The organism is Yoonia sp. I 8.24 (assembly GCF_022096995.1).
Lineage (GTDB): Bacteria > Pseudomonadota > Alphaproteobacteria > Rhodobacterales > Rhodobacteraceae > Yoonia.
On the sequence record NZ_JACXGQ010000003.1, the window covers coordinates 431196 to 455508 of the forward strand.

The 24313-nt window shown below is 55.3% G+C and carries 22 protein-coding genes and 1 other RNA gene; 13 read left to right on the forward strand and 10 right to left on the reverse strand.

The genetic code is table 11. The features are described from left to right. The first annotated feature begins 148 nt into the window (after positions 1-148). From Yoon_RS07890 to Yoon_RS07900, 3 genes are read left to right on the forward strand one after another with little or no spacing between them, the layout of a single operon-like run. On the forward strand, positions 149-727 hold the full coding sequence (locus Yoon_RS07890) for a hypothetical protein (RefSeq protein WP_238111590.1): 579 nt from the start codon (positions 149-151) through the stop codon (positions 725-727). Then, a complete protein-coding gene (locus Yoon_RS07895) occupies positions 678-2141 on the forward strand; it encodes a DNA polymerase Y family protein (RefSeq protein WP_238111592.1) in 1464 nt (487 codons plus the stop codon). The genes Yoon_RS07890 and Yoon_RS07895 overlap by 50 nt, the downstream gene beginning before the upstream one ends. Beyond that, a complete protein-coding gene (locus Yoon_RS07900; RefSeq protein WP_238111593.1) occupies positions 2138-5383 on the forward strand; it encodes an error-prone DNA polymerase in 3246 nt (1081 codons plus the stop codon). Before Yoon_RS07895 ends, Yoon_RS07900 begins: the two co-directional genes overlap by 4 nt. On the opposite strand, the gene bmt is transcribed toward Yoon_RS07900, so the two are convergent. Then, positions 5380-6396 carry a betaine--homocysteine S-methyltransferase gene (gene bmt, locus Yoon_RS07905; protein ID WP_238111594.1) on the reverse strand — a complete coding sequence of 339 codons (1017 nt, stop codon included), beginning with the start codon at positions 6394-6396 and terminating at the stop codon, positions 5380-5382. The genes Yoon_RS07900 and bmt overlap by 4 nt on opposite strands. A 182-nt stretch (positions 6397-6578) precedes the next feature. Beyond that, entirely contained in the window at positions 6579-6893 is a 315-nt protein-coding gene (locus Yoon_RS07910) for a DUF1476 domain-containing protein (protein ID WP_238111595.1), read from the reverse strand. A gap of 132 nt (positions 6894-7025) precedes the next feature. Between Yoon_RS07910 and purC the strand changes: the two genes are divergently transcribed. From purC to Yoon_RS07940, 6 genes are all read left to right on the forward strand, one after another. Next, on the forward strand, positions 7026-7787 hold the full coding sequence (purC, locus tag Yoon_RS07915; RefSeq protein WP_238111596.1) for a phosphoribosylaminoimidazolesuccinocarboxamide synthase: 762 nt from the start codon (positions 7026-7028) through the stop codon (positions 7785-7787). Positions 7788-7830: 43 nt separating this feature from the next. Then, a complete protein-coding gene (gene purS, locus Yoon_RS07920) occupies positions 7831-8061 on the forward strand; it encodes a phosphoribosylformylglycinamidine synthase subunit PurS (protein WP_238111597.1) in 231 nt (76 codons plus the stop codon). After that, positions 8061-8729, forward strand: a complete 669-nt coding sequence (gene purQ / locus Yoon_RS07925) for a phosphoribosylformylglycinamidine synthase subunit PurQ (protein WP_238111598.1) — start codon at positions 8061-8063, stop codon at positions 8727-8729. Before purS ends, purQ begins: the two co-directional genes overlap by 1 nt. A 45-nt stretch (positions 8730-8774) precedes the next feature. Beyond that, positions 8775-10529, forward strand: a complete 1755-nt coding sequence (locus Yoon_RS07930; RefSeq protein WP_238111599.1) for an ATP-binding protein — start codon at positions 8775-8777, stop codon at positions 10527-10529. Positions 10530-10540: 11 nt separating this feature from the next. Then, on the forward strand, positions 10541-11872 hold the full coding sequence (locus Yoon_RS07935) for a sigma-54 dependent transcriptional regulator (protein WP_238111600.1): 1332 nt from the start codon (positions 10541-10543) through the stop codon (positions 11870-11872). Positions 11873-12329: 457 nt separating this feature from the next. Beyond that, positions 12330-15008, forward strand: coding sequence for a ribonuclease E/G (locus tag Yoon_RS07940; RefSeq protein WP_238111601.1), 2679 nt, complete (start codon positions 12330-12332; stop codon positions 15006-15008). Positions 15009-15068: 60 nt separating this feature from the next. Here the strand turns inward: Yoon_RS07940 and Yoon_RS07945 are convergent, their stop codons facing one another. Continuing rightward, entirely contained in the window at positions 15069-15296 is a 228-nt protein-coding gene (locus tag Yoon_RS07945) for a sulfurtransferase TusA family protein (protein WP_238111603.1), read from the reverse strand. A 104-nt stretch (positions 15297-15400) separates the two neighbouring features. Here Yoon_RS07945 and Yoon_RS07950 point away from each other — a divergent pair, with 104 nt between their 5' ends. The 4 genes from Yoon_RS07950 to Yoon_RS07965 all read left to right on the forward strand — a co-directional run bounded on the left by Yoon_RS07950 (position 15401) and on the right by Yoon_RS07965 (position 19308). Then, positions 15401-16156, forward strand: coding sequence for a cytochrome c biogenesis CcdA family protein (locus Yoon_RS07950; protein WP_238111605.1), 756 nt, complete (start codon positions 15401-15403; stop codon positions 16154-16156). Positions 16157-16217: 61 nt separating this feature from the next. After that, the gene (locus tag Yoon_RS07955) at positions 16218-17489 is read left to right on the forward strand and encodes a hypothetical protein (RefSeq protein WP_238111606.1); all 1272 of its coding nucleotides are present in this window, start codon (positions 16218-16220) and stop codon (positions 17487-17489) included. Then, entirely contained in the window at positions 17486-18844 is a 1359-nt protein-coding gene (locus Yoon_RS07960) for a cytochrome P450 (RefSeq protein ID WP_238111607.1), read from the forward strand. The genes Yoon_RS07955 and Yoon_RS07960 overlap by 4 nt, the downstream gene beginning before the upstream one ends. 158 nt (positions 18845-19002) lie before the next feature. Then, positions 19003-19308 (forward strand): hypothetical protein, encoded by a 306-nt coding sequence (locus tag Yoon_RS07965; protein ID WP_238111608.1) that lies wholly within the window; start codon positions 19003-19005, stop codon positions 19306-19308. Here Yoon_RS07965 and Yoon_RS07970 read toward each other — a convergent pair. From Yoon_RS07970 to ssrA, 7 genes are all read right to left on the reverse strand, one after another. Then, on the reverse strand, positions 19293-19523 hold the full coding sequence (locus Yoon_RS07970) for a ribbon-helix-helix domain-containing protein (protein ID WP_238111609.1): 231 nt from the start codon (positions 19521-19523) through the stop codon (positions 19293-19295). The genes Yoon_RS07965 and Yoon_RS07970 overlap by 16 nt on opposite strands. Beyond that, the gene (locus Yoon_RS07975; protein WP_238111610.1) at positions 19516-19692 is read right to left on the reverse strand and encodes a DUF4169 family protein; all 177 of its coding nucleotides are present in this window, start codon (positions 19690-19692) and stop codon (positions 19516-19518) included. Before Yoon_RS07975 ends, Yoon_RS07970 begins: the two co-directional genes overlap by 8 nt. Further along, positions 19689-21080 (reverse strand): class II fumarate hydratase, encoded by a 1392-nt coding sequence (fumC, locus tag Yoon_RS07980; RefSeq protein WP_238111611.1) that lies wholly within the window; start codon positions 21078-21080, stop codon positions 19689-19691. The genes Yoon_RS07975 and fumC overlap by 4 nt, the downstream gene beginning before the upstream one ends. Before the next feature lie 70 nt (positions 21081-21150). Further along, on the reverse strand, positions 21151-21636 hold the full coding sequence (locus Yoon_RS07985) for a ClpXP protease specificity-enhancing factor SspB (RefSeq protein ID WP_238111612.1): 486 nt from the start codon (positions 21634-21636) through the stop codon (positions 21151-21153). A gap of 64 nt (positions 21637-21700) precedes the next feature. Next, positions 21701-22945: a chromate efflux transporter gene (chrA, locus tag Yoon_RS07990; protein ID WP_238111728.1), complete on the reverse strand. Its 1245-nt coding sequence runs from the start codon at positions 22943-22945 to the stop codon at positions 21701-21703. Then, positions 22945-23592: a DUF1194 domain-containing protein gene (locus Yoon_RS07995; RefSeq protein ID WP_238111613.1), complete on the reverse strand. Its 648-nt coding sequence runs from the start codon at positions 23590-23592 to the stop codon at positions 22945-22947. The genes chrA and Yoon_RS07995 overlap by 1 nt, the downstream gene beginning before the upstream one ends. Before the next feature lie 35 nt (positions 23593-23627). Continuing rightward, positions 23628-23999, reverse strand: a transfer-messenger RNA (tmRNA) gene (gene ssrA / locus Yoon_RS08000). Positions 24000-24313 lie beyond the last annotated feature (314 nt).

Sequence of the window (24313 nt, forward strand, 5' to 3'; positions counted from 1 at the left end):
TTCTCCTTACGTAATGCGCCCAAAATGATTTGGCCAGCCAGTGAATTGCGACATTCGCAAATTCAAACCCGACTTACCGTTGCTTGCGTTCTTCATTTGTTCTAATTTGTGGATGGGCAAGGTGCCCATTGTGAATAGATTTGCCGTTATGACTGATTTTTGGTCCCATTTCCCCCCCCAAAATACCCGCACCCACGAGGCATGCGGGCTTTCGGCGCCTGCGTTTGCTGCTGCTTTGGCGGGTCATCTGTGCGGGGCGAACGGTAAAACGGTGTTTTGGCTGCGCGAATCGTGGCAGAACGCGCAGCTGAACCCGGTTGGGTTTGCGTCTTATTTGGACCCCAAGCAGTTGCTTATTGCCCAAGCTGCGCGCCAGATCGATGCGCTCGCCGCCGCAGAGGAGGCCTTGCGATCAGGCCATATCGCCCTTGTGGTGATCGAACTGAGCCAAGGGATCGGGTTGACCGAAGGGCGGCGATTGCAGCTCGCCGCCCAAGAGGGGGGGGCGACGGGTCTATGTCTGCTGTCCGAGGAAATGGGCAGTAATGCCGCACAGACCCGCTGGCGATGTACCCCGGTTTTTGATCCAAACGAGGCGGCTGTGGACTCGACTTTGCAGAATTGGGAAATTATAAAGAACAAATCGGGAACGTTGACAAATTGGAACGTAGGGTGGCATGCGCAAACGCGTCGTATCAATGTGGTTTCCAAATCTGCCCAGCGATAGGGTTGTGCGCGCTGGAGCGCTAAATGGCGATGACACGGGCCCCTTTGTTGTCACACATCACGCGAAAAATACTGACCGGATTTATTGCCTGAACAATGCGGCTGCGGCCCAAGGGCTGCACCGGGATATGGGGTTTTCGGACGCGCGCGCCTATTGCCCTGATCTGCAAAGCTGTCCCGCTGATCCGATTGCTGACGCGCGGTTTCTGCACATGCTTGCACGCTGGGGAAAACGCTATTGCCCTTGGGTGGGGGTCGACGGGAGTGATGGGCTTTTGCTGAACATCGCAGGGTCGGCGCATCTGTTTGGCGGTGAAGACGCCATGCTTAACGACATGCGCCACCGTTTGACGCACGCGGGGGTGCAGGGCCGTGTGGCTGTGGCTGATACGCGCGGTGCGGCTTGGGCGTTGACGCATTTCGGGCAAAGGGCGCAGGGCGAAGACATCGCGCACCTGCCTGTTGCCGCGCTGCGGTTAGATACCAAAACGGATGCCACGTTGCAGCGGCTTGGTTTGCGTAATATTTCGGATCTGATCGCGCTCCCACGGGCCACAATCGCGCGCCGCTTTGGCCCCGATGTGGTGCTGCGTTTGGATCAGGCAACAGGCGCGCGCGACGAAGATATTTCTCCGCTCAAAGACGCACCCAATTACGGGGTGCGGATGACCTTGCCTGATCCTATCGGGCTGAGTGGTGATGTGATGGCGGGGGCGGAACGGTTGTTAGAACGGCTGTGTGCAAAGCTCAAAGATCAAGACATGGGCGCGCGTAAATTGCAGCTGCATTTGCGCCGCGTTGATCAAGGCGCGCAGATTGTCGAATTGCGACTGGCCGCGCCCATGCGCGATGCGGCGCGGATTTTGCCACTGTTTGAACGCGGCGTTGACGAGGTCGACGCAGGCTATGGTATTGATCAGATAAGATTAACGGCCATTCAGGTCGAACCCTTGCCCAAGGCGCAGATCACCCATGGGGTGGCCACGCGCACCCAAGGCATCGACGATTTGATTACCCGTATTGGCAACCGGATTGGATTAGACAACATTCATCGGTTTTTGCCCGCCGATAGCCATATCCCCGAACGCAGCTTTCAAATCGCCGCGGCCGCCTATAGCCGGGCCGAAGGCGCATGGGCGGCATTGCGTCCACGCCCATTACAATTGTTTGCGCCCGAACCGATTGCAGGAGCAGGCGCGCGCCCACCGCAGCACTTTCGTTGGCGGCGCATGGCATTGACGGTGGGGCATGCAACAGGCCCCGAACGGATCGCGCCAGAATGGTGGCTGGCGGATGATAATTGGCGGTCTGGCCTGCGTGATTATTGGAAGGTGGACACGGTGCAAGGGCGCAGGCTTTGGCTGTATTACACGCCGCAAAATCCGGGCTGGTTTGTGCAGGGGGAATTCGCATGATCGCGCGCCCACCATCTATCGCACCGGGCTATGCCGAATTGGGGGTGACCACAAATTTCACCTTTTTGCGCGGCGCGTCGCACCCCGAAGAAATGATCGCGCGGGCTGCTGAGTTAGGGCTGCAGGCGCTGGCGATCACGGACCATAATTCACTGGCGGGGGTGGTGCGCGGGTTTTCGGCGCTGCGCGAATTGCGCCGCGCGGTCCCTGACCGCCATTTGCCTAAATTGATCATCGGCACGCGGTTAATCTTGCGTGATTGCGACACGCATTGGTTGGCACTACCGCATGATCGGGCGGGCTATGCCAATCTGACGCGATTGCTGACCTTGGGGAAACGGCGGGCACCTAAGGGCGACTGTTATTTGGACCTGCGCGATCTGGAACAGGGCGGGGCAGGGATGACGCTGATCGCCTTGCCACAAAAAGGGTTACGCGCCAGCCAAGCCGATATCACGCGCCTGCGCAAATGCTATCCAAGTGATGTCTATCTGGGGGCCGCCCCCCGCTATGACGGCAGCGACCAACGTTATTTTGATGCCTGCGCGCGGCTTGCGCTGCGCTGTGCTGCACCGATGGTGGCGGTGGGGGATGTATTGATGCATCACGGGTCGCGCCGACAGCTTGCCGATGTGCTGACCTGCATGCGCGAGCATATCACGATTGATCAGATCGGCACGCGCGCACTGCCCAATGCGGAACGGCGGCTGAAAGGCGCGGGCGACATGCAGCGGCTATTTGCGCGCCACCCCGCCGCCTTACGCCGCACGGTGCAAATCGCCGCCAAATCCAGCTTTTGCCTATCGGAGTTAAGCTATGAATACCCCGATGAGATTTCCGGCGATGAACCCCCGCAAGATCGGCTCGTGCGGTTGGCGCATGCAGGGCTGCAAATGCGCTATCCACAAGGGGCGCCAGACCGCGCGATTGCGCAGATGCATAAAGAGCTGGATCTTGTCAAAGCGCTTGATTTTCCTGCCTATTTTCTCACGGTTCATGACATCGTGCAATTTGCACGCGGGCAGGGGATTTTGTGCCAAGGGCGCGGATCAGCGGCCAATTCTATCCTGTGTTATCTGCTTGGGATCACCGATGTCAGCCCCGAAACCATTACGATGGTGGTGGAACGGTTTGTGTCTGAACACCGCGGCGAGCCGCCAGATATCGACGTTGATTTTGAACATGAGCGTCGCGAAGAGGTGATCCAGCATATCTATGCCAAATACGGGCGACACCGTGCCGGGCTTTGTGCGACAGTGATCCATTTTCGGTCGCGTGCTGCCATCCGCGAGGTGGGCAAAGTTATGGGGTTGTCCCAAGATGTGACCGCCAACCTGTCGGGGCAAATCTGGGGCATGTCGAACGGCGGGGCGGACCCCGAACGGATTAAAGAGTTGGGTCTTGATATGTCTGACCCACGACTGGCGCAGACGATCAAGTTGATCGGCGACATCATCGGGTTTCCGCGCCATCTGTCACAACATGTTGGCGGGTTTATCATCACGAAGGGGCGGTTGGATGAACTCTGCCCGATTGAAAACGCCGCGATGGATGACCGCACGATTATCGAATGGGACAAGGACGATATCGACGCGTTGGGGATTCTAAAGGTCGATATTCTATCACTGGGAATGCTGACCTGTATCCGCAAAAGCTTTGATCTGATCGCGCAGCATGGCGGGCCAGACTATAGTATTGCCAGCGTGCCGCAGGGGGACGAACGGACCTTTGACATGCTCTGCGTGGCCGATGCAATTGGTGTGTTTCAGGTCGAAAGCCGGGCGCAGATGAACTTCTTGCCACGGATGCAACCGCGCATATTTTACGATCTGGTGATCGAGGTTGCCATCGTGCGTCCCGGGCCGATCCAAGGGGGGATGGTGCACCCTTATATCAACCGCCGGCAAGGCAAAGAGCCAGTGTCATTCCCGTCGACAGAGCTTGAGAACGTGTTGGGCAAGACGCTAGGCGTGCCTTTGTTCCAAGAACAAGCGATGCAAATTGCCGTGGTGGCCGCCGGGTTTTCACCGTCCGAGGCGGATAAGCTGCGCCGGTCTATGGCGACGTTTCGGCGGATGGGCACCATCGGAGAATTGCGCGACAAGTTCATCGCAGGGATGCGCGCGCGCGGGTATGAACCCGAATTTGCGCAAAGCTGCTTTTCACAGATCGAAGGCTTTGGGGAATACGGGTTCCCCGAAAGCCATGCCGCCGCCTTTGCGATGCTGGCCTATGTGTCGGCTTGGCTCAAATGTCACCATCCGGCGGCGTTTGCATGTGGGCTGCTTAATTCGCAGCCGATGGGGTTTTATGCGCCTGCGCAAATTGTGCGCGATGCACGCGAACATCAGATTGAGGTCCGCCCGATCTGCGTGAATACCAGTGACTGGGACAATACGCTTGAAAAACGCAGCGATGGGGCGCTGGCGCTGCGGCTTGGGTTTCGCCAAATCAAAGGGTTTCGCGCAGAGGATGCCGCGTGGATCGTGGCCGCGCGGGGCAACGGCTACCGTGATCCGCAATCATTATGGTTGCGCGCGGGCGTTGGCCCGCCTGTTCTGGAGCGTCTGGCCGAGGCAGACGCCTATGCAGATATGGGGCTGGGGCGGCGCGATGCGCTTTGGGCGGTGAAGGCGATCAAAGGCAACCAGCCGCTGCCGCTGTTCAGCGATCCATTGGACGGTGAGGGTATCGCAGAGCCGCCCGTGAACTTGCCCACCATGCATCTGGGCGAAGAGGTTGTCGAAGATTACGTCGCGATGCGCCTGTCATTAAAGGCGCACCCAATGGAGCTTTTGCGCCCGCATATTATGGGGCTCACGCCGCATGCCAGCCTGCCGGATGTACCTTTGGGGCAGGTGCAGGTGTGCGGGCTAGTGATCACGCGCCAACGCCCGGGCACTGCATCCGGTGTGGTGTTTTTGACGATTGAAGATGAAACAGGGGTGGCAAATGTTGTGGTTTGGAAAACAATCTATAAACAGTTTCGCTGCGCCGTGATGGGCGGGCGGCTGTTGCGGATCACCGGGCATGTGCAACGCGAAGGCATTGTTGTGCATGTGATTGCGCAGCATGTTGAAGATATATCAGATCAGCTACGCACACTTGGGCATCCGATGGATGAGGCGGTGGGGATTACCCAACCGCAAGCGGATGATGCACCGCGCCCACGGGCGCAGGCGCGCGCGATGCATCCGCGCGATCAGGCAAAGCGGCTCTTTCCGAGCCGCGATTTTCACTAGGCCTTGCGGCGGCGACCACGGCGCGGTGCAGCCTCTGGCCCGGCACCATCTGTGCCATCCGACGCGGATGAAAACCCGCCAAGCGCTTCGGAAATCTGTTCTAACGTGGGGCGATCCCCGCGCGGGCGTGTTTCCAAGGCTTCGCGCATGGCGCGCAGATGCTCTGGCGTAGTACCACAGCACCCGCCAATGATCGTCGCACCGCAATCGCGGGCAAGAACGGCGTAATCACCCATCAATTCAGGGGTGCCATCATAGTGGATGTGGCCGTCGTGATATTTCGGGATGCCCGCATTGCCTTTGGCGATGATCGGCACGGTTGTGCCTGCCGCTGAAAAACCTAGAACCGTACGCAGCAAATCAGACGCGCCCACGCCACAGTTGGCCCCAAAGCCCAGCGGTTGATGCGCGATCTTGCCAATCTCTTTCACAAGATCGGCAGATGTTAGCCCCATCATCGTGCGGCCAGCAGTGTCAAAACTCATGGTGCCACACCACGGCATATCCGCCAGCGCAAAGGCTTCGGCGGCGGCTTCGAACTCTTCAGCGGCTGAAATCGTTTCAACCCAAAGAACGTCAACGCCACCAGCCTTAAGCCCCTCGGCTTGTTCGTGGAACATTTCAACCGCGCGTTCGTGGGTCAATGTGCCCATCGGCGACATGATCTCGCCCGTGGGGCCGACAGAACCTGCGACCACGATTTTGCGGCCTGATGCATCGGCAACTTCGCGGCCTAGTTCTGCGGCGGCTTTGTTCAATTCATGCACACGCGATTCAGCACCATGCAATTTCAGGCGCGACGCGTTTGCACCAAAGCTATTGGTCAGAAAGATATCGCTACCCGCATCCGCCGCACCTTTATACAGGGCTTTGATTTTGGCGGTTTCTTCGATGTTCCACATTTCGGGGGCGTCGCCGGACATCAACCCCATGTTAAACAGGTTAGTCCCCGTCGCGCCATCAGCCATCAGCCAGTCGCGTGTTTCAAGCAGTTCTGAAAGGACGTTTGTCATGATCTCTGAGGCCTTTGGTTATGTTGTAACCGTCGCTTGTCACGTTTGGAGCAAAACTTCAATTCCAAAGGGAATAATTTCATCCAATGCGACACCCGCAAAGGGGAGCATGCCTGCGCCCGGTGTACGTAGGTGAAATGAATCACCCCTTAACCGATGATCATAATGCGCCGTTTTATGCACTAATTTTCAGCAGTGATCTGTTGTTTGGCCACAAGCATCAGTGCCGTCATCTGGGTTTGTAGGGTTTCTTGATCAACCCGGCCGCCCAAATCTTGGGTCAACCTTTCTGCCAAAGCATCATCGCTAGGGCTTTGGGTGGCTAGCTTGACGATTTCAGTCGTGTAAATATCTGTTTCTGCGTCGCTTTTCTGCATCAGCGTCGCAGCCCATAGGCCAAGCAAATGGTTGCGTCGTGCCGTTGCATTAAATTGCATTTCTGCATCATGGGCGAATTTGGCTTCAAACGCGCGTTCGCGCTCATCTAGCGTGTTCATGGCAACCTCGTGGTTTTGTTGAACCTATCTATCAGATATGGGGGCGCAGGCGCTTGCTCGCAAGGTTTGCTTGCACTATGACGCGCCTATGACGCGGCCCAGGGCGGGCAGGCGCAGCATAAAGGGGTGAGCATGGCACGCCGCAAAAAGATATACGAAGGCAAGGCAAAGATCCTTTATGAAGGTCCTGAGCCGGGGACGCTTGTTCAATATTTCAAGGACGATGCGACCGCCTTTAATGCCGAAAAGAAAGCCGTCATCGACGGCAAGGGTGTGTTGAATAATCGTCTGTCTGAATTCTTCATGACAGGGCTGGCCAATATTGGCATTCCGACGCATTTCATCAAACGCTTGAATATGCGCGAACAGCTGATCCGCCAGGTTGAGATCATTCCGCTTGAGGTTATTGTGCGTAACGTGGCCGCCGGATCGATGGCGAAACGTTTGGGCATGGAAGAGGGCACGCCGCTGCCGCGTCCGATTGTGGAATTCTCTTACAAAGACGATTCCTTGGGTGATCCGCTGGTCCCCGAAGAATATATCATCGCCTTTGGCTGGGCGAACCAGCAAGATTTGGACGATATTATCAGTCTTGCGCTGCGTGTGAACGACTGGATGTCGGGCGTGATGTTTGGTGTTGGCATCAAACTGGTTGATTTCAAAATTGAGATTGGCCGCGTTTGGGACAATGAATTCCCACGCCTGTTGCTTGCTGATGAAATCAGCCCTGATAGCTGCCGTCTGTGGGATATTGAAACGGGTCAGAAACTCGACAAAGACGTATTCCGACGCGATCTGGGTGATTTGGCTGATGCCTATACCGAAGTCGCCAAGCGTCTGGGCGTGATGCCGTCTAACGTGACCCACGCGACCAAACCCACTTTGATTAACTAAACTTGATCCGTCACAAACCGATCTCAAACAAGGGAACCCGCCGATGAAAGCCCGCGTCTATGTAATGTTGAAAAACGGTGTCCTTGATCCTCAAGGAGAGGCCGTGCGTCATGCACTTGGAACACTTGGGTTTGACGGGGTGGAGGGCGTCCGCCAAGGTAAGGTAATTGAACTTGATCTTGCAGATGGCACATCAGAAGCAACCGTTGAGCAGATGTGTGAAAAACTGCTCGCGAATACGGTGATCGAAAGCTACCGGATCGAGGTGCAGTAATGCGTGCTGCAGTCGTCGTTTTCCCCGGATCAAACTGTGATCGCGATATGGCTGTTGCCTTGCGCGCGGCTGGCGCGGATGTGCAAATGGTTTGGCACAAAGATGCTGCTATGCCAGACAACATCGATCTGATTGCCGTACCGGGCGGGTTTTCGTTTGGTGACTATCTGCGCTGCGGGGCAATCGCGGCGCAATCACCAATTTGCAAAGCGGTCGTCGACCACGCGCAGCGGGGCGGCTATGTGCTTGGGGTGTGTAACGGATTTCAAGTCTTGACGGAAACCGGGTTGCTTCCCGGCGCGCTGATGCGCAATGCGAATCTTAAATTCATCTGTAAGGATGTTGATTTATTGGTTAATTCATCCAATTCGGCATTCACTTCTGGTTACGGCGTCGGCGACACTGTTTGCTATCCGGTGGCGCATCACGACGGCAATTATTCGATTGATGACGAAGGATTGGCGCGGATCAAAGACGAAGACCGTATCGCATTTACCTATACAAATAACCCAAATGGCTCGGTTGCCGATATCGCCGGCGTTTTGTCTGAAAATCGCCGCGTGCTTGGCATGATGCCACACCCGGAACGCGCGGTTGATGCAGGGCATGGCGGGACGGATGGACAGGCGCTTTTCCGCGGGTTATTTGACCAAATGGTTTCTGCCTAGGCTTGCGTCCTTGCTGCGCGGCGTGGCTAGTCTTAGACTGCGCGGATGGTGAGTGCGCGAAATTCAGGTAACGGACGGGGCAAGGGGCGGTGGTTTTTACGCCTTTCGATCCTTTTGGTCTGCCTGTTCGCACTGATCGTCGTCTACGTCTCTAACCAGCTTTTGACGCAGCGCTTTGCCAACGACATTGCCGACCGCTCAGAAGTCCGCCTGTCGCTCTATGTGACCAATTTGACAAGCGAGTTACAGCGCAACTCTGTTGTGCCGCAGCTTTTGGGGCGTAGTCCCGAATTAGCCAGTGCGCTGATGTCGCGAGATTTTACCAACTCCTCGGCGCATTTGGTCTCATTTGTCGCCGAAATTGGTTCAGCCTCGCTTATGTTGCTTGACAGAGACGGCATGACGGTCGCCGCAACAAATGCAGATGAAATTGGCGTTGATCACGCCGACGCCCCTTATTTTGTGAACGCGTTGGAAAGTGACTTAACCGTTTATGCGACGGCACGCGATCAATCGGGACAATACCGTTATGTCTTTTCGCGCAAAATCTTGTTGCAAGGGCAACTGCTGGGGGTGATCGCGGTCGAAGTGAATTCCGCCTTGCTGCAAGCGGGATGGGTCGGCGGGTCAGAGGCCGTTCTTGTGCTTGATAGTGAAGGCCAAATTATCATGTCGACTGAACGGGGGTGGCGTGGATTGACAGAAACAGCCGCGCTCAATCTGAACCACACGATTACTGTGACGGAACGGTTGCAACGAGTTGCGCGCACGTTGGCAGGCTTGGACGCCGATGCCTATCTCCAGGGCGAGGCGATGTTGCGCCACGAGGCCCGTGTGCCGCATCAAGGCTGGAAAATGGTGAGCTACACCGCCTATGATACAATACGCAGTCGCGTGAACGGCATTCTCGCGCTCGAAGTGATGGTCTTTGCGATTATCCTTGCGGTGATGTTTTGGCTTATGTCGCGCAAAACCGCGTCGCGGCTAGTGTTCTTTCAGCGTGAATCAGCTGAACTTCGCGCCCTAAACCGCCGTTTGCAAAGAGAAGTTGCAGAACGCGAGAAGGTCGAGCAAACCCTGCAGGTGGCAGAACAAACGATTGCACAATCTTCAAAGCTAGCGGCTCTTGGCGAGATGTCTGCAGCAGTCAGTCACGAACTTAATCAACCATTGGCGGCGATGAAGACATATCTTGCGGGCGCGCGGCTCTTGTTAGAGCGTGAGCGCCCCGAAGAGGCAATGTCGTCATTTCAGCGCATTGATGACCTGATTGAACGAATGGGCGCCATCACCCGTCAATTAAAATCTTATGCGCGCAAAGGTGATGATGCCTTTGAGCCGATGGACATCCGAGCTGCAGTGTCCACCGGGCTGGCCATGATGGAACCACAGCTTAAGATTCGGGACGTGAATATTATACGGTCTTTGCCGAATGAGCCGGTGATGGTACTTGGAGACCGGTTACGGCTAGAGCAGGTCATTGTGAACTTGCTGCGCAACGCTTTGGATGCCACAAAGGGGGCAAGTAACCCGACAGTTGAAATCTTGCTCGTGTCTGGCAACACGATCAGCCTGCAAATTCGGGATAATGGTGAAGGTATCGAAGACCTCAATGCGTTGTTCGAGCCATTTTATACAACCAAACAACCCGGGGACGGGACGGGGCTGGGGCTTGCGATTTCTTCTGGAATTGTCACCGAGTTGGGCGGGCGGTTAACCGCTCGTAATGCTGCTGACGGTGGCGCAATCTTCGAAGTTCAGCTACCCCGGCTAAAACATGACGCGGCAGCGGCAGAATAGGATTAAGACAAATGAATAAGGCGATGAAAGTAGCGATTGTTGATGATGAAACCGATATGCGGCAGTCAATTAGCCAATGGTTAACGCTGTCTGGGTTTGAGACAGACACATTCGCTTCCGCCGAAGAAGCGCTGAAGGGGCTTGGGACGGAATACCCCGGTATCGTGGTGTCCGATGTGCGTATGCCGGGGATGGATGGCATGCAGTTTTTGAAAAAAATCAAAGGCATCGACAGCACGTTGCCTGTGATCATGATCACAGGTCACGGGGACGTTCCCATGGCGGTAGAGGCCATGCGCGTCGGCGCGTTTGATTTCCTTGAAAAGCCTTTTAATCCTGACCGGATGACGGAACTCGCCAAGAAAGCAACGCAAGCCCGTCGCCTTACGCTTGATAACCGCGCGCTACGACGTGAATTGTCGGATGGAACGGCGCTGATCAAGAAATTGATCGGACAATCACCTGTTATGGAACGTCTGAAAGAAGATATCTTAGATTTGGGGCAGGCCGATGGCCATGTTTTAATCGAAGGCGAAACGGGCACAGGTAAAACACTGGTGGCCCATGCGCTCCACGCTGTGGGTGCGCGTGCCTCCAAGAAGTTTGTGCTGCTTAGCTGCGCGGCTTACGACGAAGAAACGCTAGGTCGCGTGATCTTTGGGCCTGCGCGCGACGATGAACCTATCCCAGCAATTGAAGAAGCCCGCGGAGGCACCTTGGTGCTTGAAGACATCGAAGCATTGAGCCACGCGCTACAGTCGCGTTTGCTGACAGCGATCAATGAACAGGGCTCGCCCGCTGAAACGCGGATCGTTGCGATCTGCAATCTGCAAGAACAGGATAAAACCTGCGAAAGCGTGTTGCGCCCAGACCTGTTTTACCGTCTCGCGGCCCTTCGGATCACTGTCCCACCACTACGGCAACGCGGTGAAGATATCCTGACGCTGTTCACACGGCTCAGCGAGCAGTTCTCGGACGAATACGGTTGTGACGCCCCCGAAGTGAGCGCGCAAGAGGCCGCACAACTCTTGCAGGCACCTTGGCCGGGCAATGTGCGCCAACTGATCAATGTGGCCGAACGGGCTGTGCTGCAAAATCGGCGCGGGTCGGGATCTATCGCATCCTTGTTGATGGCAGATACCGAAGAAATGAAGCCGGCCATGACAACCGAAGGCAAGCCGCTGAAAGAGTTTGTTGAGGCTTTTGAACGCATGCTGATCGACAATACCATGCGGCGGCACCGCGGATCGATCGTATCGGTTATGGAAGAGCTTTGCCTGCCGCGTCGGACGTTGAACGAAAAAATGGCCAAATATGGCCTGCAACGGTCTGACTATTTGTAACAACCTTACGGGCGCGCCACTAAACCGCGCCCGTACAATTTGGAAACAGTCATCTAATATTTAAATATTTGGTACAGTTTACCGCAACCTCTTGTGCATTGTGACCTTCCTACACTATGTATGGTCTACGGACGCCCGCGCGATGGTTGCGCGTCGAGGTCCGATCTAGAATTCTCTGCCCGGTTTGAACAAACGAATGTGGTGCAGCTGATTTGATCCCAAGGGATCAGAAGAACGCCCTGGTCGCGCGAATTTCTATGCCGACCGGGCCCTGAACGGGCCTTGGACAACCAAGGTCGGAGAAGCAACGCGATGAAACGCGCGCAACATAGAGGCAAGGATGCAGCGGCCCTGAGGGGCCCCGTATTTGCCCGCGCGCAGATCGCCTTAATCAGACATGTAACCCGAACTGCGGCGCCCCCTGGGGCGGCTATCGGATTACGTGCGAACGGAAAATATGCCAAAGAAAATGCTCATCGATGCGACACACGCGGAAGAAACCCGCGTTGTAGTCGTAGACGGCAACAAGGTCGAAGAATTTGATTTTGAAAGCCAATTTAAGCGCCAGCTAGCTGGCAATATCTATCTCGCAAAGGTAACACGCGTCGAACCATCGCTACAGGCCGCATTCGTGGACTACGGTGGCAATCGTCATGGGTTCTTGGCGTTCTCAGAGATTCATCCCGATTACTATCAAATCCCGGTCGCTGATCGCGAAGCGTTGATCGCAGAAGAAAAAGCCTATGCCGAAAGCCTGAAGGCCGCAGCTGAAGCCGAAGATGAAAAGCCAAAACGCCGCCGCAGCCGTGCAAAGCCAAAGCCAGCCGTCGTCGAAACCGATGATGCGGTCGTGACTGCAGATGTTGAAGAATTACAAGCCGAAACACCTGAAGAAGAAACTTCGGGTAATATTGCGGGTATGGAAACGATCGATCTTGATGCCGCAGGCGAGGGGGATTCCCCGATGGTTCTGGTGGCAGATACCCCTGTTGAAACACCCGAAACCGATGATGACAGCTCGGATGATGAAACAGACGAGCAGCCACGCATCGACGCAAAAAGTAAAGATGACAGCATCGAAAGTGTCGCCGAAGAGGATGACACTGATGAGGTGCGCCCATTGCGCAAACCACGCCCAAAACGTTATAAAATCCAAGAGGTCATTAACGTTCGCCAGATTCTTTTGATCCAAGTTGTCAAAGAAGAGCGCGGCAACAAAGGCGCGGCACTGACAACTTATCTATCGCTTGCAGGTCGCTATTGCGTCCTGATGCCAAACACCGCGCGTGGTGGCGGCATCAGCCGTAAAATCACCAACCCTGCGGACCGCAAAAAGCTGAAAGAAATTGCAGGCGAAATGACCGTGCCAGATGGCGCAGGTCTGATTATTCGCACGGCAGGCGCGCAGCGCACGAAGGCGGAAATTAAACGCGATTATGAATATCTGCAACGCATGTGGGAACAGATCCGCGCGCTGACGTTGAAATCTGTCGCCCCTGCAAAGATCTATGAAGAAGGCGATTTGATCAAACGCTCGATCCGCGATCTTTATTCCAAAGAAATCGACGAGGTCATCGTCGCGGGCGAGGCGGGCTACCGTACAGCCAAAGATTTCATGAAAATGATCATGCCGTCGCATGCCAAAAACGTGAAATTCTACACTGAACAGCTGCCGCTTTATGCGCGCTATCAGGTCGAAGGCTACTTGGGCGGCATGTTTAACCCGACCGTCCAACTACCATCCGGCGGCTATATTGTCATTGGGATCACCGAAGCGCTTGTCGCGATTGATGTGAACTCTGGCCGCGCCACCAAAGAAGGCTCGATCGAACAAACCGCCACGAAGACGAACCTTGAAGCCGCCGATGAGGTTGCGCGCCAGTTGCGTCTGCGCGATTTGGCTGGGCTGATCGTGATCGATTTCATCGACATGGACGAGCGCCGCAATAACACGGCCGTCGAAAAGCGCTTTAAGGAAAAGTTGAAAACAGACCGCGCCCGTATTCAGGTCGGTCGGATTTCTGGCTTTGGCCTGATGGAAATGTCGCGCCAACGTCTGCGCCCCGGCATGCTCGAGGCGACGACGCAGATGTGTCCGCATTGTCACGGCACGGGCTTGTTGCGGTCGGACGATAACGTCTCGCTCGCGATTTTGCGTCAGCTTGAAGAAGAAGGCGTGCGCGGTCGTACCAAGGAAGTATTGGTCAAAGCGCCGATCTCCATTGCTAACTTCTTGATGAACGGGAAACGTGAACATATCGGCGAGATCGAAGCGCGCTACGGCCTGTCGGTGCGCATCGAATGTGACCCAACGCTTGTCTCACCCGACTTCGCGATCGAGAAGTTCAAAACCGCTACCCGCATTGTTCCAGAGGCTGCGCCAGTTGTGACCTCAACCGTCATTATGGACGACGACGATGATGTCGTGACAGAGGTTGAAGAAGATCAAAACGAGGTCGCCACAAGCGATGAAAATGCGGAAGACCGTCCCAAGCGCAAACGCCGTCGGCGCCGTCGGCGTCGGGGTGGGAATGGCAATGGCAATGGTGAAAACCCACAAGCTGACGGTGAACAGGCATCTGACGCGCCCGCCGCAGAGGCCGAGGCGACGCCAGAGCCGGTGACAGAGGTTACAGATGCGCCAGAAACTGACGCGCCCGCCGCAGAGGAGAAGCCAAAGCGGACCCGCACACGCAAACGTAAACCTGCTGCGAAATCAGCTGAGACTGCGGCTGAAGGTGACGCCGTAAAAACGGATGCGGCCGTCGCTGAGGTCGCGGCTGATGAAAAGCCTGCGCCGAAAAAACGCACGCGCACACGTAAGAAACCTGTCGCGGTCGAGCCGGAAGCAGAGACTGAAACAGCCGCCCCTGAGGCAGAGGCAGAAGCCGCCCCGGAAGAAAAGCCGAAGCCAAAGCGTAAAAGCCGTGCAAAGCCCAAGCCAAAAGCAGCTGAGCCTGCCGAAGCTGAAGCAACGCCAGAAGTGACAGCACCAGTCGCCGAAGCACCTGCGCCAGAACCAGCCGCCGAAGCTACGCCAGAACCTGCGGCCCCTGCGCCGGTTGAAACACCGGCACCTGCAACGGATGAACCTGCGAAGCCAAAGCGCAAAGGCTGGTGGTCACTCGGACGCTAAGCCGAGCTTACACGAAACATAAGAACGCCGCCCCAGAACTCGGGCGGCGTTTTTCGTTTCTTAGGCTTTTTGGATCAAATAGGCTTGGGCGCCATCGATGTCTTGCGTGTTGAGTAGCTGATGCCCGGCTTCGGCGCAAAAATGCGGCACATCGATGATAGCTGCGGGATCATCGGCGACCATCCGCAAGATTTGCCCGGATTGCAGCGCTTGCAATCGCTTGCGCGCTTTGAGAACAGGCAGCGGGCACAACAGGCCCCGCGCATCAAGATCAGCATCATATGTCATAGGTTGCGATTAGGGCTGATATTTCAAAATGTCCACTAAGATGTGACAATTGGGTGCGTGACCTAACCCGCGCGACCGCATAGGAAAGGGGCAGAGGTATATAGATGTTTGAAGCCACCACAATTCTAGACGCGGCCCTGATCCCTGCAATGTTTGTCGCCTTGGCGGCTGGGGTCTTGTCGTTTCTTAGCCCCTGCGTTTTGCCGGTGGTGCCCCCATATTTGGCCTATATGGGCGGTGTGTCGGTCAGCGAATTGGAACAACAAGCTGCTGCACGGCGCCGGGTTTTGGTGGCCGCTCTCTTTTTTGTGCTGGGGCTATCAACCATCTTTATTTTGCTCGGGCTTGCGTTCTCGACGATGGGCCGCGCGTTCTTGCAATACCAAGATCATTTCAACACGGTCGCAGGCGTCGTGGTGATGGTTTTGGGTGCGCATTTTGTTGGGGTCTTTCGGATTGGGTTCTTGGACCGTGAAATGCGGCTTGATGCAGGGGATAAAGGCGGGTCCGCCTTTGGGGCCTATCTGCTTGGGCTGGCTTTTGCATTCGGCTGGACGCCGTGTTTAGGGCCGATCCTTGGTGCGATCCTTAGTCTCGCGGCATCAGAGGCAAGCGTCGGCCGCGGCACGGCGTTGCTTGCGGTCTATGCAATTGGCCTTGGCATTCCGTTCTTGCTTGTCGCGGCGTTCTTTCCGTGTCTGAAGGGAGCGATGGGGTGGATGAAACGTCACATGGATAAGATTGAACGCACCTCTGGCCTGCTGCTGTGGACTGTGGGGCTGATGATGTTGACCGGGCAGTTCGCCGCGATGAGCTATTGGCTGCTCGAACGTTTCCCGGCTTTGGCTGCCATTGGTTAAGGCTTATGTTTTCGATTGTGATCCGCTAGCTTGCAGACAGGCAAAGCGATGAGGATCGGCAATGGATACGCCCAGTAAACAGGTCAAACGACGGCGGGTGTTTCATATCCCCGGATATGACCCTATGCCGCCGCGCCGTTACCGCGAATTATATCGGAGCGAAAGCCAGACCCAGGCCGAAATCAGCGGGTACCAGATTGATGTAAGGGCGCGCGCCACTGATGCGACGTTCGGCTGGATCGCAGGCGCAAAAATTGATGATCAAACGGTATTGGCCCGCGTGGATGTTTTGGTTTGGTCCGACATTGTCCGCGATAGTATGGCGCAATCCATTCTTGCGACCTACTGGCAACTTTTGCAAACGGCGTGGATTTATATCAGTACAGGCACATTACGACGGCTGATGTGGATGCGCAAAGGGCCGGTGATTGCGGCGCTTTATCCGGTTGGGATGCTGTTATTGCAATTGGTCGCGGCATTGGGGATTGGGGCTTTCCTTGGAAATACACTTCAGGCCGGTCTCGTCTGGTTGGGCGCTGTTACAGGGGTACAAGTAATTGCGGTAGCCCTTGGGTGGCTCGGGTTTGCCGTAAAATATGTACTTTGGGGCGCAGTCACCGTTTTCTTGCTGCGCTGGTTCAAATCCAAAGATAGCAAGCTGTTCGCCCATTATCTGATGCATGATTACGCGTTTTCTGCGCGCGGCGCCGGGAAAATTCCAGAGGCGCTTGATACGCGGATGGCCCAGTTTGGCGATATGATTGCGGCGGCTTTTCAAGAAGATGTGGATGAGGTCTTGATCGTCGGGCACTCATCGGGTGCACATTTAGCAGTGACCGTTTTGGCCGATTTGATCCGGGCGGACAAGGTCCCAGTAGAGGGCCCGGAGCTTGCGTTTTTGTCATTGGGGCAGGTGGTGCCGATGGTGTCATTCTTGCCGCGCGCCACGCGGCTCAGGACGGATCTTGCATTCTTAAGCACCCAAGAAAATATCACATGGGTCGATGTGACGGCCCCCGGCGACGGGTGTTGTTTTGCGCTTTGCGATCCTGTTGCGGTCACCGGGGTGGCCCCGCCGGGCAAGCGCTGGCCCTTGGTTATCTCTGCCGCTTTCAGTCAAAGTCTGACGCCTGCGCGTTGGAAGGCATTGCGCCGGCGGTTCTTTCGGCTGCATTTCCAATATCTTTGTGCTTTTGATCAGCCCAAAGATTACGATTACTTTCAGATTACCGCGGGGCCACTCACACTGCGCGCGCGTTATCAAGGGCGGCCCCCTTCAAAATCGCGGATCGATGTGGTTGCATCAAAATATAGGAACGTTTTGGCTGAATGACGGATCTGCCGCCCAAACCAGCCGCGCGCCCTGATAAAGTCTCGCTGTGGCGATATTTGCGATTGTTTCGGCGCGATATTTTATCGGCGCAGCCCGCCAAGCTTTACCGCGCGTGGATGGCCGAATTTCGCACGCCGTTCTTTCGCAGCTATCTGATCAATGATCCTAAGTTGATTGAAACCGTGTTGAAAACCCATCCAGATGATTTCCCAAAGTCGGACCGGATTTCTGCTGGGTTGCGGCCGCTGTTGGGCGAAAGCGTATTTTTGACCAATGGTGCGGTTTGGAAACGGCAGCGGCGCATTATTGATCCCGCATTCGAAGGCGGACGGCTGCGCGATACGTTTCCGGGCATTTTTGCTGCGGGGCAGGCGGGGGCGGCACGGTTGGTCGCGGATGATACCCCCCAAGAGATAGAGGCCATCGCCAGCCATATTGCCGCCGACGTCATTTTTCGCACACTTTTTTCCCTGCCAATCGAAGATGTAACCGCGCAAAAGGTCTTTCTTGAATTTCGCAATTATCAGCGCTCTCAGCCGATCCTGAACCTTGCAGCATTCATTCCCGGCCCGCGCTGGATGCCACGGTTCTTTCGCCAAGCAACGCGACGTTCAGCAAAAAATATTCGCGCGTTGATCACGCAACTGACCATTGCACGGTTGGAAATGATCGCGGCAGGAACCGCGCCCGATGATCTGGCGACAAAAATTATGACGACGCAGGACCCTGAAACCGGCGAGACATTTAGTGTTTCAGAAATGGTGGATCAAGTCGCGATTTTCTTTCTGGCGGGGCATGAAACAAGCGCTTCAGCTTTGGCTTGGACGTTGTATCTTTTGGCGCGCGCCCCTGAATGGCAAGAAAAGGTGGCTACCGAAGCCGCGCAGTTTGACGGGGATTTTGCCAGTCTGTCACAGCTAAAGATCACGCGCGATGTGTTCCGCGAGGCACTGCGACTTTATCCGCCAGTGCCGATGATGGTGCGCGAAGCCTATGCGCCGACGCGGTTTCGTGATCGCGCGGTCAAACGTGGGGCGCAAATTGTGCTCTCGCCGTGGCATCTGCACCGCCACAATCGGCTTTGGGACAATCCCGATGGGTTTGACCCAAACCGCTGGCAGAGTGAGAATGGCAAATCCTGCGTGCGCACTGCGTTTATGCCATTTTCAGCAGGACCGCGTGTGTGCCCCGGCGCGGGATTCGCGATGATCGAAGGGGTGACGTTGCTCGCGAATCTGCTCAAGAATCATGAATTTCACCTGCCGCAAGACCGAACCCCCACCCCGGTTGCCCATCTGACAGTGCGTGCTGAGGACGGAATCTGGCTGCGAATCGTGCCGCGATTGCATACGTGAATTTGACTGAATGATTAAAAAAGTGGCGCAGGTTTTGAATTCTGACGGAAATATGGCGCCTTTTCGCCCTGATTATGTTGGATTGTGCAGGAATTCGCTCACAGTTAAGTGTAACGCGGGGTTTTTGTCGACATTTGGCTACCTCCGAGGATAAGGTAATGAGAGACGCAAAAGAGCGCGATCTTAATCAAGTGTTAACTTTCAGCGAGACGAGAACAGATATGACTATCGCACTTCCAGGTTCTTCCAAAAAAGGTATCGGTGGTCTCTTTGGGCGCAAAGCGAAAGTTGAAAAGAAAGCGTCGACTGCTGAGAAACAGCTTTCACGTCAAGACGTCGCTAAAATGTTCACTGCAAAGCCTGAGCCACGCGAAGTGGTAAAGCCAGCGCGTTTGAACCGTCTAGAGCGCGAAGATCGCGCAGAGTTAGGCAGCCTGCGCGGCGCACTTTACTCAAAAGACTGATTAAGCGCTTTTTCTAATACGTAGACCCGTAAAGCCGATGCGAGACCGATGTCTCCGCGGCTTTCGTCAATTTCTGCGGCAAGACCATTGATGGTTTTTCCGTTTTGGTCTGCAATTAGTCGGAACTGATCCCAAAATATATCTTCGAGCGAAACACTTGTGCGGTGCCCGCGAAGTGTGAGCGAGCGCTTAACCGGGCGCGCGTGATTACTCATCTTCGAATTTCAACTGTGAGAGCCGATCGCTGGCTTGCTGTTCGCGTGCCGCATCCAATAGCTGTTCAGCCTTTGAGCGGCCAAAGCGGATCGCATTTTGATCCGCTTTGGCTTTGGCCTCGGCGCGGGTGCGCGCTTTGCGGGCCTGATTTAGGTTGATGGGCTTCACTTGGGGCCGATCATATCTTCGGGGCGCACGACCTTGTCGAATGTCGCCTCATCGACAAAGCCCAAGTTGATGGCTTCTTCTTTCAACGTGGTGCCGTTTTTATGCGCAGTTTTGGCAACGGTTGTTGCGTTGTCATAGCCAATGGTCGGCGCCAGAGCGGTCACCAACATCAGGCTTTCACGCATCAACTTTTCGATACGGGTGCGATCCGCGCGAACACCAACGACGCAGTTATCTGTAAATGTTGCAGAGGCGTCACCGATAAGTTGCATAGATTGCAAGACGTTATAGGCCATCATTGGCTTCATCACATTGAGTTCAAAGTGACCTTGTGACCCGGCAAAACCCACGGCCGCATCATTGCCCATGACATGGGCGCAGACTTGGGTGATGGCTTCGACTTGGGTTGGGTTTACTTTGCCCGGCATGATAGATGAGCCCGGCTCGTTCTCAGGCAACATCAATTCACCCAGACCACAACGCGGGCCAGAGCCGAGCATCCGTATGTCGCAAGCTATTTTATAAAGGCTCGATGCCACGGTTTTCAACGCACCTGACATTTCAACCAATGCGTCATGCGCGGCAAGGGCTTCGAATTTATTTGGCGCGGTGACAAAGGGGAGACCTGTGATTTCCGCCATATTCGCCGCAACAGTTTCGCCCCAACCTTTGGGCGTGTTCAACCCGGTGCCAACCGCGGTGCCGCCTTGGGCCAATTCGTAAATTGCGGGTAGGGCGGCTTTGATCCGGCGCAAGCCCATCGCAACCTGGTGGCTGTAGCCGCTGAATTCTTGACCCAATGTCAAAGGGGTCGCATCCATTGTATGGGTGCGGCCGATTTTGATAATATCGTTGAATTCTTCTTGTTTTTCGATCAATGCGGCGTGCAGTTTTTCCAATCCGGGGATCAGCACGTCGCGCGCAGTGGTGGCGACAGCGATATGCATGGCGGTGGGGAATGTGTCGTTTGATGACTGACCCATGTTGCAGTGGTCATTCGGGTGAACCGGATCTTTCGACCCGATCACGCCGCCCATGATTTCGATCGCGCGGTTGCTGATAACCTCGTTGGCGTTCATATTGGACTGGGTACCGGACCCGGTCTGCCAGACGACCAATGGGAAATGATCGTCAAGCTTACCCGCAACAACTTCCGACGCGGCTTCGATCATCGCGTCAGCCTTGTCCGCGTCCAATTTACCGCGCTCTTTGTTGGCCATGGCGCAGGCTTGTTTCACAACGCCAAGTGCGCGCACAATCGCAACGGGCTGCTTTTCCCAGCCAATCGGGAAATTCATCAATGAACGCTGCGTTTGCGCACCCCAATAACGGTCTGCTTGGACCTCAAGCGGGCCAAAACTGTCGGTTTCTGTGCGTGTGGCGGTCATGATGGATACCCTTATGAAAAATGATCAATGGGGGTTTAAGCCGCGACAGGCCAGATCGCAAGGCTTTGGTCTATTTACGGAACTGATCAAGGCTGACAACTTCGGCCTCTTTGCGTTCTTGCGGATCAGGTGAAGGTTCGACCATTTCGTCCATCGGGGCTTCGTCGATTTCAAGAATATCGGCATCGCCGTCTTCGTCATCCTCTGGAGATTCAAAGCGCAGCCCGAATTCGACGGATGGGTCAACAAACGTACGGATCGCATCATATGGCACATAAAGCCGTTCAGGGTTATCGCCAAAGTTTAGCGTGATTCCAAAGCCTTCGTCGGTGACGTCAAGATCGTCAAACCAATGTTGGATCACCACTGTCATTTCGCCGGGATAGCGGTCTGACAGCCAATCAGCGATTTCGACGTCGGGGTGCATCGTGTCAAAGGTGATAAAGAAATGATGTTCCCCCGGCAGACCATCCTTGGCCACATCGGTCAGCACATTTTGGATTAGGCTCCGCATTGCGCGGTGCATAAGGTTTCCATAGTCGATGGTGCTGGTCACGGTCACTTCCCCAATTGTGATTGCCCTAGCATACGAGCTTTTCACCAAGTGAAAAGAGCCGTTATCAGTTTGCGAGCGTAACGAGCCCTGCAAAAGCGGTGATTGCTAAGACAAGAGGCAATGGCCAGTTCCGCCGAAGCAGAAGTAAGGCCGCAAGCAATGCAAGAAAAACCGCCATAGGTTGCAAGGTGCCAAATTCGGGCGAAACAACAGTGATCGCCCCCCAACGCAGGGTGCTTACTGTTTCAAAAAACACATGTATGGCAAACCACAAGGAAAGATTGGCGATGACACCGACAACCGCTGCGGTGATGGCAGACAGCGCGCCGCGTAACCGTGGGCGGCTATCGAGCCAATCGATCATAGGCGCGCCTGCGAATATCCAAATAAAGCAGGGCACAAAGGTAACCCAAAGCGTCAGCATACCCGCCAAAAGCGCCAATCCGATACCGCCTTGCGCCATGCCCGCAATCATGCCCACAAACTGCGTCACAAGGATCAGCGGCCCCGGCGTTGTTTCTGCAAGTCCCAGCGCGTCCATCATCTGCGCCGTGCTAAGCCACTGATACGACACGACGACCTCTTGCGTCATATAGGCTAAAACGGCGTAGGCTCCGCCAAATGTAACGACCGCCAATTTCGAAAAGAAGAACCCAATTTCAATCAAAAATGACTGGTTGAACGCCGCCAAGATGACCAATGGCGCGGCCCAAAGGAGCGTGCCGATCGCGATTGTCTTGAGGGTCTGTTTTAGGCTGGGGAGCACGTTTTTCTGGGCGGTTTTTGCACCTGTAAGCGTGATCGCCCCGATTACTCCCGCGCAGAGAACGACAAGGGGGAACGGCAACGCGAACAAGAACAGCGCGATAAATGCGCCCAAGGCGATCAGCCCCTGCACAGGCCCAATGATCGCGCGCTTTGCCACTTTCAGCAGAGCCTGGATGACGATGACCACAACACAGGCTTTCACGCCTAAAAACAGGGCCTGTACCCATGGCAGGTTGCCATAGGCGCCATAGGCCAACGCCAGCCCCATAATGACCAAAGCGCCGGGGATCACGAAAAGCCCGCCACCAATGAGCCCGCCTACGACGCCACCACGTTTCCAACCCGCGTATGTCGCGAGCTGCATCGCTTCGGGCCCCGGCAACAGCATGCAAAACGACAGGGCCTTCAGAAACTCCGCCTCGCTGAGCCAAGGGCGGTCTTCGACCAATTCTTTATGCATGAGCGCGATTTGTGCGGCCGGGCCGCCAAATGAAAGCAATCCAATGCGCCCGAACACGCGTATCAATTCATGTTTCAATATCAGCCTATTACCTTGCTTACTTCACGTAATATCTTCGCTCTGATTGCTTCTGGATATTGGCGGTGTGTCCGGGCTGTCATCACGAATCCTTCGGGCGTGATTACCCGGCTATTGTAAAACCTTGTTATCGTGAGACCCAGAAATTCGATGGCAATCGCGTTAATCGTGACATCTTGACGCGTTGCCGCCACGCGGGCAAAGTTGACGTTACTTCCGGCGTTGGGGGTGCCGTCACCTGAAATATCGATGACCTGCCGCGTGCAAGCTGGTGCGCTGGCGAAGAGATCCAATGCGCTATAAATCGCCTCGGCTGGGGCCGTGCCTGAGAGTGTATAGGCCCGCTCGATCGAACGCGCACGGTCGGCGAGAAGGCTTGCGTCAAATGTCGTGCGGATTTGCGTCCAGGGAATCGAAAGCTGTTGTTCGTCCGCGCCCGACCACTGCATAACTGCGATGGCCACATCACCTGTGACCAATGCCTCCACAATTTCAGGGTCGCGCAATGCATCTGCCATGCCATCTATTTGCAGCCGGTATTCAGCGGAATCGATGGAATTGGATACATCTATTGCCAGCACTAGCGCCACGTCACAGGCCGCGAGAGGTGACGCGCATAACAGTGCAAATAGTGAAGGGATCAGACGCATAAGCCCATCATGGCAGGCGATTTTAAGAATGGGAAGGTGCAGGTTTCTGTTGCCAGGTACCTGCGGACCCCGCCAGAGGCTGCAAGCCTAAGGACTTAAGGTTTCGATATTTCGCACAGCTTACGCTGCGAGAGCCATCGGTGCTTTGTTGTCATTTGCAACTAGCTTTATCGTACCGATAACGGTGGTAACTCACCGAGATAAAGCAAACCCCTTTAGACGTTCGTCGATCCTATTTCGTCCCCATGTGCCCTAAGCCATACCCCAAATGAGAGTTGACCGAGGAGTGATTGGTGGAGACGCAGGGTACCGCCCCCTGGTCCGATCCGCTTATTACGAGCGCGTTTATATCCATAGTCCCGAAGGACATTCAACAGATAGGGACTTGCAGGCGGCTTCGCAAGAGGCATTGCGTAAGAAAAGCGCATATGAATTAGGCAGTCACGGGGCAAGAAATGCCGTTAACAAGAAGTTGATGATCAGGCTCTGGCCAGTGCACACCTGAAGAACTAAGCGACGATCATGCGAGGTATAGGTGTTTTGGATGTTTGTTTTGGCCCGCAGTGGAATCGCTGCGATCTTTTGTTTTCATTGCTTTTCGGCGCCTTTGACGGCCCAAGGCAGTGCAGAGGGATGGGTTTCATCGGGAGCCATAACCTCTGACGAATTGACGACTGGCTACATATATGGTGACTTCACGCTCAGGGCCCTCGAGGGTCAG

What these genes read in the sequence shown, in the direction of transcription:
- Yoon_RS07965 (WP_238111608.1), top strand. Translation starts at nt 19,003, where the DNA reads ATGAGAGACGCAAAAGAGCGCGATCTTAATCAAGTGTTAACTTTCAGC.
- Yoon_RS07900 (WP_238111593.1), top strand. Translation starts at nt 2,138, where the DNA reads ATGATCGCGCGCCCACCATCTATCGCACCGGGCTATGCCGAATTGGGG.
- Yoon_RS07910 (WP_238111595.1), bottom strand. Translation starts at nt 6,893, where the DNA reads ATGAACACGCTAGATGAGCGCGAACGCGCGTTTGAAGCCAAATTCGCC.
- Yoon_RS07935 (WP_238111600.1), top strand. Translation starts at nt 10,541, where the DNA reads ATGAATAAGGCGATGAAAGTAGCGATTGTTGATGATGAAACCGATATG.
- Yoon_RS07970 (WP_238111609.1), bottom strand. Translation starts at nt 19,523, where the DNA reads ATGAGTAATCACGCGCGCCCGGTTAAGCGCTCGCTCACACTTCGCGGG.
- Yoon_RS07940 (WP_238111601.1), top strand. Translation starts at nt 12,330, where the DNA reads ATGCCAAAGAAAATGCTCATCGATGCGACACACGCGGAAGAAACCCGC.
- bmt (WP_238111594.1), bottom strand. Translation starts at nt 6,396, where the DNA reads ATGACAAACGTCCTTTCAGAACTGCTTGAAACACGCGACTGGCTGATG.
- Yoon_RS07955 (WP_238111606.1), top strand. Translation starts at nt 16,218, where the DNA reads ATGGATACGCCCAGTAAACAGGTCAAACGACGGCGGGTGTTTCATATC.
- Yoon_RS07945 (WP_238111603.1), bottom strand. Translation starts at nt 15,296, where the DNA reads ATGACATATGATGCTGATCTTGATGCGCGGGGCCTGTTGTGCCCGCTG.
- Yoon_RS07930 (WP_238111599.1), top strand. Translation starts at nt 8,775, where the DNA reads ATGGTGAGTGCGCGAAATTCAGGTAACGGACGGGGCAAGGGGCGGTGG.
- Yoon_RS07895 (WP_238111592.1), top strand. Translation starts at nt 678, where the DNA reads ATGCGCAAACGCGTCGTATCAATGTGGTTTCCAAATCTGCCCAGCGAT.
- fumC (WP_238111611.1), bottom strand. Translation starts at nt 21,080, where the DNA reads ATGACCGCCACACGCACAGAAACCGACAGTTTTGGCCCGCTTGAGGTC.
- purQ (WP_238111598.1), top strand. Translation starts at nt 8,061, where the DNA reads ATGCGTGCTGCAGTCGTCGTTTTCCCCGGATCAAACTGTGATCGCGAT.
- purC (WP_238111596.1), top strand. Translation starts at nt 7,026, where the DNA reads ATGGCACGCCGCAAAAAGATATACGAAGGCAAGGCAAAGATCCTTTAT.
- Yoon_RS07995 (WP_238111613.1), bottom strand. Translation starts at nt 23,592, where the DNA reads ATGCGTCTGATCCCTTCACTATTTGCACTGTTATGCGCGTCACCTCTC.
- Yoon_RS07960 (WP_238111607.1), top strand. Translation starts at nt 17,486, where the DNA reads ATGACGGATCTGCCGCCCAAACCAGCCGCGCGCCCTGATAAAGTCTCG.
- purS (WP_238111597.1), top strand. Translation starts at nt 7,831, where the DNA reads ATGAAAGCCCGCGTCTATGTAATGTTGAAAAACGGTGTCCTTGATCCT.
- Yoon_RS07890 (WP_238111590.1), top strand. Translation starts at nt 149, where the DNA reads ATGACTGATTTTTGGTCCCATTTCCCCCCCCAAAATACCCGCACCCAC.
- Yoon_RS07950 (WP_238111605.1), top strand. Translation starts at nt 15,401, where the DNA reads ATGTTTGAAGCCACCACAATTCTAGACGCGGCCCTGATCCCTGCAATG.